This is a genomic window from Nocardia sp. NPDC050630, assembly GCF_044457245.1.
In the GTDB taxonomy this organism is placed as follows: Bacteria; Actinomycetota; Actinomycetes; order Mycobacteriales; family Mycobacteriaceae; genus Nocardia.
This window is the reverse complement of record NZ_JBITGN010000006.1, coordinates 224287-238612: the sequence shown is the minus strand read 5'-3', so window position 1 is coordinate 238612 and position 14326 is coordinate 224287. Positions and strand designations below refer to the sequence as shown.

Annotated in this window: 15 protein-coding genes and 1 riboswitch; of the genes, 7 read left to right on the top strand and 8 right to left on the bottom strand. The window is 64.2% G+C overall.

Translation table 11 applies throughout. The features are described from left to right. Nucleotides 1-146 precede the first annotated feature (146 nt). Together ACIBG0_RS18230 and ACIBG0_RS18225 are read right to left on the bottom strand one after the other, a co-directional pair. Nucleotides 147-938 carry a thioesterase family protein gene (locus ACIBG0_RS18230; protein WP_397033795.1) on the bottom strand — a complete coding sequence of 264 codons (792 nt, stop codon included), beginning with the start codon at nucleotides 936-938 and terminating at the stop codon, nucleotides 147-149. 81 nt (nucleotides 939-1019) lie between these two features. Beyond that, nucleotides 1020-2264, bottom strand: a complete 1245-nt coding sequence (locus ACIBG0_RS18225) for a KasA/KasB family beta-ketoacyl-ACP synthase (protein WP_397033794.1) — start codon at nucleotides 2262-2264, stop codon at nucleotides 1020-1022. Nucleotides 2265-2303: 39 nt separating this feature from the next. Between ACIBG0_RS18225 and ACIBG0_RS18220 the strand changes: the two genes are divergently transcribed. After that, the gene (locus ACIBG0_RS18220; protein WP_397033793.1) at nucleotides 2304-2861 is read left to right on the top strand and encodes a TetR/AcrR family transcriptional regulator; all 558 of its coding nucleotides are present in this window, start codon (nucleotides 2304-2306) and stop codon (nucleotides 2859-2861) included. Between the two features lie 127 nt (nucleotides 2862-2988). Here ACIBG0_RS18220 and ACIBG0_RS18215 read toward each other — a convergent pair whose 3' ends face one another. After that, complete coding sequence (locus ACIBG0_RS18215) at nucleotides 2989-3465, bottom strand: DUF1772 domain-containing protein (RefSeq protein ID WP_397033792.1); 477 nt, start codon at nucleotides 3463-3465, stop codon at nucleotides 2989-2991. A 156-nt stretch (nucleotides 3466-3621) separates the two neighbouring features. Here ACIBG0_RS18215 and ACIBG0_RS18210 point away from each other — a divergent pair, with 156 nt between their 5' ends. Then, on the top strand, nucleotides 3622-3798 hold the full coding sequence (locus tag ACIBG0_RS18210; RefSeq protein ID WP_397033790.1) for a hypothetical protein: 177 nt from the start codon (nucleotides 3622-3624) through the stop codon (nucleotides 3796-3798). 168 nt (nucleotides 3799-3966) lie between these two features. On the opposite strand, the gene ACIBG0_RS18205 is transcribed toward ACIBG0_RS18210, so the two are convergent. Continuing rightward, the gene (locus ACIBG0_RS18205) at nucleotides 3967-4536 is read right to left on the bottom strand and encodes a TetR/AcrR family transcriptional regulator (RefSeq protein ID WP_397033788.1); all 570 of its coding nucleotides are present in this window, start codon (nucleotides 4534-4536) and stop codon (nucleotides 3967-3969) included. Nucleotides 4537-4664: 128 nt separating this feature from the next. Between ACIBG0_RS18205 and ACIBG0_RS18200 the strand changes: the two genes are divergently transcribed. Beyond that, nucleotides 4665-6134 (top strand): MDR family MFS transporter, encoded by a 1470-nt coding sequence (locus ACIBG0_RS18200; RefSeq protein ID WP_397033786.1) that lies wholly within the window; start codon nucleotides 4665-4667, stop codon nucleotides 6132-6134. A gap of 48 nt (nucleotides 6135-6182) precedes the next feature. On the opposite strand, the gene ACIBG0_RS18195 is transcribed toward ACIBG0_RS18200, so the two are convergent. Beyond that, nucleotides 6183-6644 carry a MarR family winged helix-turn-helix transcriptional regulator gene (locus tag ACIBG0_RS18195; RefSeq protein ID WP_397033784.1) on the bottom strand — a complete coding sequence of 154 codons (462 nt, stop codon included), beginning with the start codon at nucleotides 6642-6644 and terminating at the stop codon, nucleotides 6183-6185. Nucleotides 6645-6702: 58 nt separating this feature from the next. Between ACIBG0_RS18195 and ACIBG0_RS18190 the strand changes: the two genes are divergently transcribed. The 3 genes from ACIBG0_RS18190 (at nucleotide 6703) to thiC (ending at nucleotide 9504) form a co-directional block, all read left to right on the top strand. Next, nucleotides 6703-7110, top strand: coding sequence for a VOC family protein (locus tag ACIBG0_RS18190; protein ID WP_397033782.1), 408 nt, complete (start codon nucleotides 6703-6705; stop codon nucleotides 7108-7110). A 67-nt stretch (nucleotides 7111-7177) separates the two neighbouring features. Then, nucleotides 7178-7660 (top strand): VOC family protein, encoded by a 483-nt coding sequence (locus ACIBG0_RS18185; protein ID WP_397033781.1) that lies wholly within the window; start codon nucleotides 7178-7180, stop codon nucleotides 7658-7660. Nucleotides 7661-7761: 101 nt separating this feature from the next. Continuing rightward, a riboswitch (TPP riboswitch) is annotated at nucleotides 7762-7887 on the top strand. After that, nucleotides 7879-9504, top strand: coding sequence for a phosphomethylpyrimidine synthase ThiC (gene thiC / locus ACIBG0_RS18180; RefSeq protein ID WP_397033779.1), 1626 nt, complete (start codon nucleotides 7879-7881; stop codon nucleotides 9502-9504). (Overlaps the previous riboswitch by 9 nt.) 114 nt (nucleotides 9505-9618) lie before the next feature. Here thiC and ACIBG0_RS18175 read toward each other — a convergent pair whose 3' ends face one another. After that, nucleotides 9619-11007, bottom strand: coding sequence for a lipase family protein (locus ACIBG0_RS18175; RefSeq protein WP_397033777.1), 1389 nt, complete (start codon nucleotides 11005-11007; stop codon nucleotides 9619-9621). Between the two features lie 96 nt (nucleotides 11008-11103). On the opposite strand from ACIBG0_RS18175, the gene ACIBG0_RS18170 reads away from it, so the two are divergent. Then, on the top strand, nucleotides 11104-11793 hold the full coding sequence (locus tag ACIBG0_RS18170; RefSeq protein ID WP_397033776.1) for a TetR/AcrR family transcriptional regulator: 690 nt from the start codon (nucleotides 11104-11106) through the stop codon (nucleotides 11791-11793). Nucleotides 11794-11903: 110 nt separating this feature from the next. Here the strand turns inward: ACIBG0_RS18170 and fahA are convergent, their stop codons facing one another. Together fahA and ACIBG0_RS18160 are read right to left on the bottom strand one after the other, a co-directional pair. Next, on the bottom strand, nucleotides 11904-13076 hold the full coding sequence (gene fahA, locus ACIBG0_RS18165; RefSeq protein WP_397033774.1) for a fumarylacetoacetase: 1173 nt from the start codon (nucleotides 13074-13076) through the stop codon (nucleotides 11904-11906). Then, complete coding sequence (locus ACIBG0_RS18160; RefSeq protein ID WP_397033772.1) at nucleotides 13073-14326, bottom strand: homogentisate 1,2-dioxygenase; 1254 nt, start codon at nucleotides 14324-14326, stop codon at nucleotides 13073-13075. The genes fahA and ACIBG0_RS18160 overlap by 4 nt, the downstream gene beginning before the upstream one ends.

Genomic DNA, 14326 nt, shown 5'->3' with positions numbered 1-14326 from the left:
TTGCTCAGCAACAGGCCGACCGATGATCTCGACCCGCGACGTTCGGACCGTGTTTTCCGCTTTGATCCGAAATGCCGCGCAACTCGGTCCGAGCGCCAGGCGTCCGGCCGGTGCGGCAATTTTCGATCGCGTGGGTGGCAGCCGAGCTAGCGCGGTCCCAGGAACAGCGTTTGGGTGCTTCGGCCGAGCGGGCCCTTTTCATCGAAGAGCGACGACTCCGCCAGGCCGATGCCGTGCGGTTGGGGATAGGTGGCGGCATCCAGGCAGACCCATTCACCGACCGGCTGCCGGTGCAGCGTGACTGTGAGATCGGTATTGATGAACAGGTATTGATTCCAATCCAGCACCCGGCTGACACCATTGCCCGAATCCGCCGCGGCGAGGGTGCGTTCCAGCGGACTCGGCGTGGTACCTGCGACTATTGGATATTTCAGACGGATCCAGCAGATCGCCGGGCCGGGATCTTCGAAAGATCCGGAAACGAAGCGGTAGTCGATACCGGTGTGAAATCCGATGGACTGGGTCGACGGAAAGTGGGACGGCACCGCCTGATCCGGGCCGGGACGGATACCGCTCGGCAGGAACTGTTCGGGGAGTTCGAGCTCCGGCTCGGCGAGTTTGAAGCGCCAGGCATTCGCTCGCATGACGGGTCCGCGATCGGTGGACAGGGTCGCCTCGATCAGCTCCACACTGCGTCCGGGACGGGCTACCCGTGTCGTCGCCAGCAGCGGCTCCAATGGAACCGGGCCGAGGATTTCCACCGCGACCCGCCCGATCTGAAATCCGGCCCGCGGCTCACAGCGTTCGATCGCGTGCCCGAGTAGCGCCGATGGTGGTCCGGCATGCTGTGCGTCGGGTGACCACGGACCGCGGGTCAGCTCGGTCGAGACGAACCGATTCGGATTCGCCGGATCTGGGGTGTAGAAGGCATCGGCCACGTCGTTGTCCCGTTCCGCTGGATTGTTCGTACGGTTAACGATTCTGCTACGACGCTACTCGGCGCGGCGATCGGCCGCCCGCTATGCCCGGCCGAAGGCGAGGGCGACATTGTGACCGCCGAAACCGAACGAGTTGTTGAGTGCGAAATCGATGCGCTGCTCGCGGGGCGCGCCCGCGACGATATCGAGGTCGATCTCCAGGTCCCGATTATCGAGATTCAATGTGGGCGGCACGATTTGGTCACGCAGCGTCAGCATGGTGAGGATCGATTCGAGCGCACCGACCGCCCCGATCGAATGGCCAAGTGCGGATTTGGGTGCGTAGACCGATGCCTGCGGGGTGACCGCGGTGATGGCACTGGCTTCCGACGCGTCCCCGATGGAGGTCGAGGTGGCGTGCGCGTTGACGTGCTGAATATCCGAAACCTCCAGTCCGGCAGTGCATATCGCCTTGCGCATCGCGCGCGCCGCACCGATGCCCTCCGGCTCCGACGCGACGATGTGATAGGCGTCCGAAGTGATCCCCGCGCCCAGCACGCGGCCGTGAATCTGCGCCCCGCGCGCCCGCGCATGCCGCTCGGACTCCAGTACCAGCAGTGCTCCCGCCTCACCGAAAACAAACCCGTCGCGATCCCGATCGAATGGCCGCGATGCCCGCTCCGGCTCGGCATTGCGCGTACTCATCGCCCGCATCATGGCGAAACTCGCGATCGGCACCGCATCGATATGCCCCTCGACGCCACCGGCTACCACCACATCCGCCTCACCGGTAGTGATCAACCGCCAGGCGTGCGCGATCGCCTCCGAACCCGATGAACAAGCGGAGACGGGCGCGAAAACTCCTGCCTTGGCCCCGATTTCGAGTCCAACCGTCGCGGCCGGACCATTCGGCATCACCATCGGCACCGACATCGGCGAGACCTTGCGGTAGCCGCCGTCGCGCATCGAATCGACCGCCTTGATCAGCGCATCGCCGCCGCCAAGCCCGGTGCCGATGACAACCGCGAGCCGCTCGCCCTCGACTTCGGGTGCGCCCGCATTGCGCCAGACCTGGCGGCCGAGTACCAGCGCCATCTGCTCGACATAGGAGTGGCGGCGCTGCTCGACGCGGGTGAGCTGATCACCCGGCCGTGACTTCAACTTGCCGCCGATGCGGACCGGTAGATCGTATTCGGCCACGAAATCGTCGGCGAGCATGCCGATACCGCTGCGCCCGGCGAGCAGTCCGGACCAGGTCGCGTCGATGTCATCGGCGATCGATGTGGTCGCGGCGACCGCGGTGACCACGACGGCCGGGAGAGTTTCTGAAGCGATTGTTACAGTCACGATGTCATCAATACCTGTACCAATCGCTACAGTCAACTCATGGCTCGCCCACTCGACCACGCGAAACGCGCCGACCTACTGGCCGGTGTCGTCGAATACATCGCCGCCCACGGTCTCGGTGACCTATCGCTGCGCCCGCTCGCCGCGGAACTCGGCACCAGTTCGCGTATGCTGATCCACTACTTCAACACCAAGGAAGAACTGCTGGTGCAGGCGCTCACCACGCAGCGCCCGGATATCGCCGCGGTCTTCGCGGGGGTCTGCGATGCGGCTTCGCTGCGCGAAAGGCTCAGCGAATTCTGTGCGGTGAATATCGCCGGGGAGGCCACGACGAGTGTGCGGGTGCTGCTGCAGGTGCTGGGGGCCGCTTGTGCGCCGGGTAGTCCCTACGGCGACTATGCGAATGCCGCGATCGCGACGTTCATCGCGACGTTGGCCGATACGCTGCGTCGGATCGAATCCATCGACGACCCAGAAGCTGTTGCTACGCTGTTGGTTTCGGGTCTGCGCGGCATTATTCAGGATCGGCTGATCACCGGTGATGTCGAGCGCACCGATCGGGCCGCGCGTCGGCTGATCGAACAAATCATCCGATAGGCGCCCATATTTCGGAGCGGCGGGTCGATTCGCTGCTTTGGTAGACCGTACTGATCGGGCAAACGAAAAACCCTGTGTCGGCGGCACATGCGTGGTGTGGCCGATACAGGGTTGTCGATGCGGCGCGTCAGGCGAGGGCGATCGTGGCGCAGAGTGCGGCGACGGCGATGAACTGCAGCGCCACCCGGCCATTGATCACACTGTTCCATTTGTCTTGCAGCGCACGGGCATTCGCCGGAATGACACCGTTGTGCGCGGCCGCGGTCTGTTGGGTGTTCACCGGCTTCGCGACCCGAACGTAGATTCCGAGCCAGGTCACCAGCGCCAAGACGGCGATACCCGCCGCGATCGCAGCCGCCGCGTATCCGCCGATGGCCGCGAGGGCCGTTGCCGCGACCGCGGTCACCACGCCGCTGATGCCGACGATCGGCATGCGGCGGTCACCGTAGTAGTGACCCCAGCCCGCCGACATGGTCACGGTCCGGTCGTCCAGCTTGTCGTACACCGACCGCGTGATCAGTGCGAAGCAGGCATCGGTGCCGTAGACGACGGCGTTCGCGAGGACCGAGACGATGGCGACGACCTGGATGAGGGTGGTGATCATGAGCTGTTCCGTTCTCTGATTTAGCGTTGTTAGAGAATCTAGCGACGCTAGATGACTTAGTCAACCCGTATCGGCATTCCGCACGCCGCCGACCCCTTCGGCGCGGTTGCTAGCTGTTGGCTGAAAGACTGACATCGGCGAGCAGCGGTGTTCTCAATGGTGGCAGCGACTTCGCGCAGTTCCGCGCAGTTGATTGCGGGTGGGATGCTGCTCGCCCATCGGCGGCACCGTAGTGATCCGTCCACGCTCTCGCTGATCCGCAAGGCCTTCATCGACGCCAGAGAATGCGGCCTCGCCATGGGCATATGGGTGGCGGTCGCCAGCGCGACGTGAGTCCCGAGCCGACCACCTATCCCGTTGTCGCCCTTATCCTCGCGACCTGCGGACTCGTGACGGTTCGGCGATCATCGCCGCCGCAGCGGTACTGGTCTCCCCGGAAGGCTCCGTACCGGCGGGGCTTCCGAGTGTGGTTGGTGCCCAGGAGATTTCGGGGGCTGGAAGTTACCGACCCCAGCCGTTTTCGAGCAGATCGAACAACTCGCGGAACGCGCTCGCCGGATCTTGCCTGGTGCTCGCGACTTTGGCGGTTTCCAGGGCGAAGTGGGCGAGTCCCGCGGCCGCGAGATCGCCCTCCGGTACGCCGGTTGCCTCGGCGATCGCGGCCGCCAATGCGGATTCGTGCCGCAACAGCATCTGGTGCGCGTACTCGCGCAGCGCGGGCGTGGAGTCTACGAGCTGGTGGAAGGCCACGATTCCGGGATCGTCGTTGCGCGCGGTGCGGGTGCGCATCAGATAGTCGCGCAGCCCGTGGATGACCGATTGTCCAGCGGGCCGGTCACGGACGGCTGCGACCAGGTCGGCCTCGATATCCGCGTCCAAGTCGAAGACCAGTGATTCCTTGCGGGGGAAATGCTTGAACAGCGTGCTCAGCGATACATCCGCCGCCTCGGCGACCTCGCGGACGCCGACATTGTCGTAGCCGCGTTCGGTGAACAGCTTTATCGCGGCGTCGGCCAACGCCTGCCGCGTCTGTGCCTTCTTGCGCTCCCTGCGCCCGATCGTCGCGGTCATGCCGCAACTCTACCCGATTAGGCTATCGACACTAAAGTCGGAGCAGTTGTACTTTTATATCGACTATGGTTTTCTGGGTTCGGTCGGCCGCTGTCGAAGCTGCCGAGACTCGAAGGAGGTGAGCGGCGATGTCCGCGGAAATGACCGAGACGAACAGCGCGCGACAGATCCGATTGGTACTGGCCGGGGTGCTATTGGCGATGCTGCTGGCAATGTTGGACAACGCGATCGTCGGCACCGCGATGCCGACGATCGTGCGCGAATTGGGCGGACTGTCCCAGGTCGCCTGGGTGGTGACCGCCTACACCCTGCTGTCGGCGATCTCGACGCCGGTGTGGGCGAAACTCGGCGATCTGTACAGCCGAAAATCCATATTCCTCAGTGCGATCGGCGTATTCCTGCTCGGCTCGGTACTGGCCGGCGCATCCTGGTCGATGCCCGCGCTGATCGGATTCCGCGCAGTGCAGGGCCTCGGCGCGGGCGGCATAGCCGTCACCGCATTCGCCGTCATAGGTGCGCTGGTCCCGCCGCGCGAACGCGGAAAATACCAGGGCATGACCGCAACCGCGATGGCCGTCGGCACCATCGGCGGACCGCTGCTCGGCGGCGTGATCACCGACGGACTCGACTGGCGCTGGGCCTTCTACATCAATATTCCGCTGGGCCTGGTGGCCTTCGCTTGGCTGTGGTGGCGGCTCGAACTGCCCGCCGTGCGCAGGAAGGTGACCATCGACTACGCGGGCATTCTCGCGCTGACGACCGCGATCGCCGCATTGGTGCTGATCGCGACCTGGGGCGGTGTCGACTACGCCTGGCTCTCGGCGCGGATCATCGGCCTGGCCGTGCTCGCGGTCGCCGCCTTGGTCGCATTCCTGGTCATCGAACGTCGGGCCGTCGATCCGGTCATTCCGCTCTGGATCTTCCGCACCCGCAATCTCACCCTGGCGGCGCTGACCGCACTGGTCGGCGGCGTGATCATGTTCGGCTCGGTGCTGTATCTGCCGCTGTTCCAGCAGACGGTGCAGGGCGCCTCGGCCGCGAACTCCGGACTGCTTCTGCTGCCGATGATGCTGCCGCTGCTGGTGGTCTCGCAGATCGTCGGGAAGCGGATGACCGCGACCGGTAAGTACAAGATCTTCTTCATCCTCGGCGGGCTGTTCCTCACCGCGGGCGCGCTACTGCTGGCCATCATCGACGCCGAAACCGGTCGGCTGACAACTGGTTTCGCCATGGCGCTGATGGGTACCGGACTCGGCTTCTCGATGCAGTTGTCCACGGCCGTCGCACAAAACAGTGTGGCGATGGCGAATATCGGTGCGGCATCCGGTGCGGTCACGCTGTTCCGTACCTTGGGCGGATCCATCGGGGTCGCGGCTTTCGGATCCCTGTTCACCAGGGCGCTACAGGGCCATGTGCCGGCCGAGGGACACGGCTACCTCGCGGCCTTCGCCGCCGGCACCGGACATATCTTCCTGGCTGCCGCCGCGATCTGCGCACTCGGCTTCCTGATCGCCTGGTTCATCGAAGAAGTACCGTTGCGCGGCAAGGTGCCTGAGCCGGCTGTGACCGACAAGTCCGAAACCAGGGCCGCGGCCTGAAATGATCACCGCGCCTGCCCGATCACGCTGAGATCGGGCAGGCGCGATTCATTCCGACACAGTATCCGGATGTGTGTGCTCGAACAGTCGAAGCAACATGTCCCCCAGCACAATTCGTTCTTCCGGACGGAGCGGAGCGAGAATCTCATCGCGTATTCGTCCCGCGTCCTTGTCGAGGGCTCGCAGCAAAGCCCGACCGGTCTTGGTGATCCGCACCGACATTCGACGACGATCCTCCGGATCGCGTGTGCGCTCGACCTGACCGGCGCTGGCCAATTCGTCGACGATCTTCGCCACATCGCTCGGATGAATATCGAGCCGAATACCCAGATCGCGCTGCGCATGCGGCCCGAAATCGACGAGTGCGGCGAGGACTGCCATATGCCACAGCCGAAGTCCGCGCGCCGCGAGGCGTTCGGCGAACCGTCCACGTGCGACCTTGCCCACCCGGGAAAGCAGGTAGGTCTCGAGCCCGAGCAGGCTCGGCGGGAGTGCGCGCGCGGAATCCATGCGACAAAGTATAGGTCTGAACCTATGATAGGTCTGCACCTACTAATAAGGAGACAGCGTGGATGCCCTGCACCCGAGACTGCTCGTCACCCATTTCGCTGAATGCTTCGACTTCTACAACGCCGTCCTCCCTGAGCTCATCGGCGCCAAGCTGATCAAAGGCACCTCGTCGGGTCCCTACGCGAACTGGGATGTCGACGACCAAGCGGTACTCGTGCTCTTCGACCGCAGCGCGATGTCCGAAGTCGTCGGCACCACCGACCTGCCCGTCACCGCCGCACCCGCGCAAGATGTCGTGATGTTCGTCTGTCGAGTGCCCGACGTCGACGCGGGCCTCGACCTGTGCCTGCGCAACGGCGCGACCCTTGCCGCGGCCGCGGCCGATCGACCGAACTGGGGTCCCAACCTGCGCTCAGCCCACCTGCGCGATCCGGCAGGTACCCTGATCGAGCTCCAGTCCTACTGACGGGCGATGAATTCCGTCCGCCAGCACCGTCGGCACTAATACAGGCACACCGATCGGGAGGACCACCATGCAGAAGATCGTCACCAACCTCTGGTACGACACCCAGGCCGAGGAGGCCGCCGGGTTCTACTGTTCGCTGTTCGAGGATTCGAAGATCACCAACGTCGTGCCCTACTCCGAGGTGGGTCCGCGCGAATCCGGGCTCACCATGCTTGTGGATTTCGAACTCAACGGACAGAAGTTCACCGCCATCAACGGCGGCGGCGACTATCACTACACCCACGCCATGTCGCTGCTGGTCAACTGTGACAGTCAGGACGAGGTCGACCGACTCTGGACGGCACTGCTCGCCGACGGCGGCCAGCCGATCGAATGTGGTTGGCTCAACGATAAATATGGCATTCCCTGGCAGATCTGGCCCGTCGAAGCCGACGCTCTGCTGACCGGTACCGACCGCGCGGCAGCGAACCGCGCCATGCAGGCGATGCTCGGTATGCAGAAGATCGACCTGCAAGGCATGCGCGACGCCTACGAGGGCAAGCTCAGCTGATCTGCCAGGAGCCGACCTCGCGGTATCCGGAGTTATCGATCGCCTCCTCCGATCGCCCGGCGCGGTGCGGACGTGGAAAGGTATCGTCGGGCAGGAAAATTTCACACACCAACGGGGGCTCGCACCAGCGGGCTGAGAGGACGGCTAGCCCATTCGGGCGTTCAGGGCTGTCGACCGTATGAACCTGACCGGGTAATGCCGGCGTAGGGAGGATATTCATGGCCACACCTGTCGACTCCGTGACCACCGGTCCGATCGAAGGCAGTGTCAAGCATTACCAACAGGTCGATGACCTGCGCATTCCGGTGCGTCGGATCAATCTGACCAATGGCGAGCACTTCGACGTCTACGACACCTCGGGCCCGTACACCGACGACACGGCGACCATTGATCTGGAGGCCGGTCTACCGAAGTTGCGCGACGGCTGGACCAAGCCCGAGGTCGACGGTCCGCCGACCCAGCTGGCCTGGGCACGCCAGGGCATCATCACTCCCGAGATGCGCTTCATCGCGGCCCGCGAGGGCGTGACCCCGGAGCTGGTACGCGACGAGGTCGCCGCGGGTCGCGCGGTTATCCCGGCCAATCACAAGCATCCGGAGCTGGAGCCGACCATTATCGGCAAGAAGTTCCTGGTCAAGATCAATGCCAATATCGGCAACTCGGCTGTGTCCTCCTCGATCGCGGAGGAGGTGGAGAAGATGGTGTGGGCCACCCGCTGGGGTGCGGACACCATCATGGATCTGTCCACCGGCAAGAACATTCACGAGACGCGCGAATGGATCCTGCGCAATTCGCCCGTCCCGGTCGGCACCGTGCCGATCTATCAGGCGCTGGAGAAGGTGAACGGCGATCCGACCGCGCTCACCTGGGAGATCTACCGCGACACCGTAATCGAGCAGTGCGAGCAGGGTGTCGACTATATGACCGTGCACGCCGGTGTGCTGCTGCGCTATGTGCCGTTGACCGCCAAGCGGGTCACCGGCATCGTCTCGCGTGGCGGATCCATCATGGCCGCATGGTGTCTGGCGCATCACCAGGAGTCGTTCCTGTACACCAACTTCGCCGAACTCTGCGAAATCCTGGCGCGCTACGACGTGACCTTCTCCCTCGGCGATGGCCTGCGGCCCGGCTCCATCGCCGATGCCAATGACGAGGCCCAGTTCGCCGAGCTGCGCACTCTCGGTGAGCTGACCAAGATCGCGAAATCGCATGGTGTGCAGGTCATGATCGAGGGTCCGGGTCACGTACCGATGCACAAGATCGTGGAGAACGTGCGGCTGGAGGAGGAGCTGTGCGAGGAGGCGCCGTTCTATACCCTCGGCCCGCTCGCCACCGATATCGCACCGGCCTACGACCACATCACCTCGGCCATCGGTGCGGCCATCATCGCCCAGGCGGGCACCGCGATGCTCTGCTATGTCACCCCCAAGGAGCACCTGGGGCTGCCCAACCGCGACGACGTCAAGGTCGGAGTGATCACCTACAAGATCGCCGCGCACGCCGCCGACCTTGCCAAGGGCCATCCGCACGCCCAGGACCGCGATAACGAACTGTCCAAGGCGCGGTTCGAATTCCGCTGGCGCGACCAGTTCGCCCTCTCGCTCGATCCGGACACCGCCCGCGAGTACCACGACGAAACCCTCCCCGCCGAACCCGCCAAGACCGCCCACTTCTGCTCGATGTGCGGACCGAAGTTCTGCTCCATGCGCATCTCCGCCGATGTGCGGGAATACGCCGCGCGCCAAGGGCTCACCGAGACCGAAGCGCTGCAAGCCGGTATGGCGGAGAAGTCCGCCGAATTCGCCGACCACGGCGCACAGGTGTACCTGCCGGTCGTGTCGTAAAAATGGCGATAGCCCCGGACCAAGGGGTGGTCCGGGGCTTCATTCAGGAAGATACACGAAGAATCCGCCGCTCAGGAGTGGATTCGCACAAATTGATGCCGAGGCAGTGGTGGATCAGCGTTCACGCGGTCCGATCGGGAAACCGAGCGCGCCGAAGGTGGCGTTGAGATTGATCTCGATCTGGGTGAGCAGGGCGTTGAAGTCGGCGAGCATGGAAACCACGTTCTCTGTGCGGCAACCGATCTGATCCGGTGCATCGGTGGCCAGGCGCGACTTCAACCAGTTGAAGGTGTCGGCCATGCCGAGCGAGGGAAGGGTCAGGTGTTCGCTGAGGTGGTCGCGTTTGTACACGATCGATGCGCCGTCGGCACACCACTGCTGGTTCAGGCGATCGGTGGTCCAGATCGGCACGGCCTCGTCCAGGACTCCCTGATAGATGAACAGCGGTGCGGTCGGGGTGTGCTGGCCAAGCACGGTCGCGTCGAAGACCTCGCGGATTTCCGGTAGTGCGAGGTACTGCGCGATCGGGATCGTCAGTATTCGTTGGTAATCGGTGAACATCTGGGTCAGCGCATTGCGCGGCAGGCACTGCGAGTTGGTCCGATTCATCAGCGCCTTGCCCTCGGTCGTCAGGTACTGATCGGTCACCTCACGGAACTTCGGGTAGGCGTTGTAGAGCGAGGAGACGCCGATGCCGATGAGGCTGGAGAACATGGATCCGTTGACATGCAGCAGGGATTCGACATCCGAAACCGGCGCACCGAGCGCGGCGCCTTTCACGTTCAGCTCCGGTGCGTAGCTCGGCTGCATCTGCGCGGCCCACCCGCTACCCATGCCTCCGCCGGAATAGCCCCACAGTGCCACCGGGGTATTCGCGCCGTCCAGGCCGAGCGGTTCGAATCGCTCGGCGGTTCGAATGCCGTCGAGTGTCATATATCCCGGCTCCTCGGCCACCGCCAGATGTCCATCGAGGCCCTCGTAGTCCGGCACCGAAATGGCCCAACCCTGACTGATCAGCGCGGCGATCGCGATCAGCTCACTCTGTGAATGGATGCCTTCGACACCTGGTAGCCCGGCGCCTTGCCGCAGTACGAATGACGGCGAGCAGTCGATGCTGGCGCTGTCGTAGTAGAACTGCAGCGAGACCAGCGGACGCGAGCGGTTCGGATCCGCGCCCACGGGCAGGATGACGGTAGTGACGGCGGCCGTCGGTTGTCCAAACAGATCGGTGCTGCGATAGAGCAGCTGCCACGAGCGCACGCTCAGCGGTAGTACGGTCAGCGCAGCCAGCTGCACTTCGCGCGAGCGCAGAATGGTGCCGACTTCCTGCGCGGCGAAGCCATCCGGCGGTTGATAGAACGAATCCTGTTGTGGCACAGGTACAGCGGCGGCGGGAATGGTTGTGCCACCTGCCAGCATTGCCATCGCCATCGATACCAGCGCGACGGTTGCGCGCAGTCCGCGCCGACGTTTTCGGGCCGGATCCCCATTGGTCACTGACACGTATGTCCCTTCCTCATCGACGTGACAGTGATTACAACACGACTTCCTATTACCAACAAGAAGCCTTTCTGAAACTGCTCCGACTAAGGTCGAGGTATGACCCGCAGCAAATCCGCCGCGCGGCCCGATCCGACTCCGGCGCGGCGGCGCATCCGCGGCCTCGATGCCGAGCAGCGCAGCGCGCAACGCCGCAGCCAATTGCTCGACGCGGCCACCGAACTATTTGCCGAGCAAAGCTTTTCGGGTACATCGATCGAACAGATCTGTCAGCGCGCGTTCGTCGGGACCAAGGGTTTCTACGATCATTTCGACAGCAAGGAAGCGTGCTACGTCGCGCTGCTCACTCAGATCACCGAGCAGATTCAGCAGCGTGCCATCGAGGCCGCAATCGCGTCCGCCGAACTGCCATGGCCGGAGCGCGCGCAGGCCATTATCGCGGCCTTCGTGCACGCCATTGCCGACGATCCGCGGCTGGCCAAGGTGACATTCGGGGAGGCGGGCGGCATCTCACCGGCGGTCGAGAAGCAACGGCGCAGTAATCGGCGTTGGGCGGCGGCCTTCCTCGATCAGCAGTGGTCGGGCGTGGAGTCGACGGATCCGCAGGAGCAGCGCAGGCGAATTACTCTGGCGCTGGCTACCATTGGGGGCATATTCGAACTCGTCGCCGACTGGCTGCACCATCACGACGATGGCGGCGCTCCCGATCTGGTCGATACGCTCACCGAGGATCTGCAGCGATTCATCGCCGTCGTCGATGCGGGTGTCCGAACGGCCGCCGCACGCTGAGCCCGCCCGGTCCGGCTGTTCGCCGAGCGCGGTCATATGGCGGTCTCGAATGCGGCCGCCATTCGCCTGCGTCCGACCGAAACCACTCCGAACCAATGTTCGACGCGGCGCTAGCGGGCATGCCAGATGCGTCCGCGGACCTCGCCCAGGCCGATGCGTCGCCTATGCGGGCCCGGTGCCGATGCGGTGATGACCACCTCGTCGCCGTCCTCCAGGAAGGTTCGGCGCAGGCCGTTCACCGTGACCGGTTCGGCTCCGCCCCAGGACAATTCGATGAATGAACCGCGTTGGTCCGGCTCCGGTCCGGAGATGGTGCCGGAGGCGTAGAGATCACCGGTGCGAGTGGCGGCGCCATTCGCGGTGAGATGCGCCAGCATCTGGGCCGGTGACCAGTACATCGCGGAATACGGTGGATGCGAGACGGTTTGGCCGTTCCATTGCACGGCCAGGTCGATATCGAGGCCCCACTTCTGGCTGCTCCGCAGATAGGGCAGTGGTTCGGGTTCTTGCTTCGGCAGCGGTATGCGGGCGTTTTCCAGTGCGACCAGCGGGGTTACCCAGGGTGAGATCGAGGTGGCGAACGACTTGCCGAGAAACGGTCCGAGTGGCTGATACTCCCACGCCTGGATATCGCGCGCGGACCAATCGTTCACCAGCGCGACGCCGAAGACGTGCTCGGCGAACTCGTCGATATCGATGGGTGCGCCGAGTTCGGAGCCGACTCCGACCACGAATCCGAGCTCGGCCTCGATATCGAGACGTTGCGATGGCCCGAAATCCGGTGTGCCGGAGGGTGTTCGGCGTTGCCCGTGCGGACGCACGATATCGGTGCCGGAGACGACGACCGTGCCAGCACGTCCGTGATATCCGACCGGCAGATGTCGCCAATTCGGCAGCAACGGTTCGGCGTCGGGACGGAACATCCTGCCGAGGTTCGTCGCGTGGTCGATACTGGCGTAGAAATCGACGTAATCGCCGATCGTCATCGGTAGCTTGGTGCGCACGTCGTGCAGCGGATGCACTGCCTCCGCGGGGATTTCATCATCGACCAGCTCGCGGATCCGGTCGCGTACCTCCCGCCACCGACGTGGCCCCGCCGCCATGTGTGCATTGAGACTCGGCTCGGCGAATGTCGGATCCGGCAATGTCGCAGCCAGATCGATGACAAGATCGCCGATCCGCACACCGACCCGGAAGTCCTGGCCCTCCGGCGCGAAGACGCCGTAGGGGAGATTGTCCGCACCGAACAGGGTGTTGTCGGGGACCTCGATGCGGGTCTTCATGCGGGGCCACGCTGGTTCGCGTGCGGGCGCTGATCCGGTTGCCCGTGCGGCTCGGATTGCGGTCCGCGACCGGACCAGGTCCACGCATATCCGGGATCCTCACAGGCCAGCGCGCCTTCACCGAGTTCGAGCGGTCGGAAGGTGTCGACCATGACCGCGAGTTCGTCGAAGAAATCGATGCCGATGCTGCGCTCGTGCGCGCCCGGCTGCGGGCCGTGCGCATAACCGCCGGGATGTACCGATACCGAACCCTGTCCGATACCGGAACCCCGACGCGCCTCGTAGTTTCCGCCGCAGTAGAACATGATCTCGTCGCTGTCGACATTGGAGTGGTAGTACGGCACCGGAATCGAGAGCGGGTGGTAGTCCACCTTGCGTGGTACGAAATTGCACACCACGAAATTGATCCCCTCGAACGCCTGATGGGCGGGCGGTGGCTGGTGCACTCGGCCGGTGAGCGGTTCGAAATCGGCGATATTGAAGGTGAGCGGATACAGGCAGCCGTCCCAGCCGACCACATCGAACGGATGCGTCGCGTAGGTCATCCGCGTGCCGACCACCTGACCGCCCGGGCGATGCTTCACCAGCACTTCGATATCGGTTCCGGTGGCGATCAGCGGTTCCCCCGGGCCGTGCAGATCCCGCTCGCAGTACGGCGAATGTTCCAGCAGCTGACCGAATTTCGAGAGATACCGCTTCGGCGGGGTGATGTGGCTGGACGCTTCGATCACATACGCGCGCAGGGGTTCCGGGCCGCTCGGTAGCCAGCGGTGGGTGGTCGCGCGCGGAATCAAAACCTGGTCGCCCTGCCGGGCCGGGATGGTGCCGAAGACCGTTTCGACCACGGCCGCACCGGATTCCATGTACACCAGTTCGTCGCCGATGGCATTGCGGTACAGCGGTGACGCGCCCTTGGCCACCACATAGGAGATCCGCACATCCGCATTGCCGAGCAACAGCCGACGGCCGGTGACGGGATCGGTTCCGGCCGGGGTGTCGCCGGGGAAGAGTTGGTGCAGACGCAGATGTCGATGGCGCAGTGGATGATTCGGGGTGAGGGTCTGGTCCGGCAACTCCCATACCGTCGAATCGACAATGGCGGGCGGCAGACCGCGGTGATACAGCAGTGAGGAATCGCCGGAGAAGCCCTCCTCGCCCATCAGCTCTTCGTAATAGAGCCGTCCCTGATCGTCGCGATGCTGGGTGTGCCGCTTCGGCGGCACCGCTCCCACCTGCCGATAGAACGCCAT

Excerpts from the sequence above, each read along its gene's own strand:
- ACIBG0_RS18195 (WP_397033784.1), bottom strand. The coding sequence starts at position 6,644 with ATGGATTCCGCGCGCGCACTCCCGCCGAGCCTGCTCGGGCTCGAGACC.
- ACIBG0_RS18170 (WP_397033776.1), top strand. The coding sequence starts at position 11,104 with ATGACCCGCAGCAAATCCGCCGCGCGGCCCGATCCGACTCCGGCGCGG.
- ACIBG0_RS18215 (WP_397033792.1), bottom strand. The coding sequence starts at position 3,465 with ATGATCACCACCCTCATCCAGGTCGTCGCCATCGTCTCGGTCCTCGCG.
- thiC (WP_397033779.1), top strand. The coding sequence starts at position 7,879 with ATGGCCACACCTGTCGACTCCGTGACCACCGGTCCGATCGAAGGCAGT.
- ACIBG0_RS18210 (WP_397033790.1), top strand. The coding sequence starts at position 3,622 with ATGGTGGCAGCGACTTCGCGCAGTTCCGCGCAGTTGATTGCGGGTGGG.
- fahA (WP_397033774.1), bottom strand. The coding sequence starts at position 13,076 with ATGAAGACCCGCATCGAGGTCCCCGACAACACCCTGTTCGGTGCGGAC.
- ACIBG0_RS18185 (WP_397033781.1), top strand. The coding sequence starts at position 7,178 with ATGCAGAAGATCGTCACCAACCTCTGGTACGACACCCAGGCCGAGGAG.
- ACIBG0_RS18160 (WP_397033772.1), bottom strand. The coding sequence starts at position 14,326 with ATGGCGTTCTATCGGCAGGTGGGAGCGGTGCCGCCGAAGCGGCACACC.
- ACIBG0_RS18205 (WP_397033788.1), bottom strand. The coding sequence starts at position 4,536 with ATGACCGCGACGATCGGGCGCAGGGAGCGCAAGAAGGCACAGACGCGG.
- ACIBG0_RS18200 (WP_397033786.1), top strand. The coding sequence starts at position 4,665 with ATGTCCGCGGAAATGACCGAGACGAACAGCGCGCGACAGATCCGATTG.
- ACIBG0_RS18220 (WP_397033793.1), top strand. The coding sequence starts at position 2,304 with ATGGCTCGCCCACTCGACCACGCGAAACGCGCCGACCTACTGGCCGGT.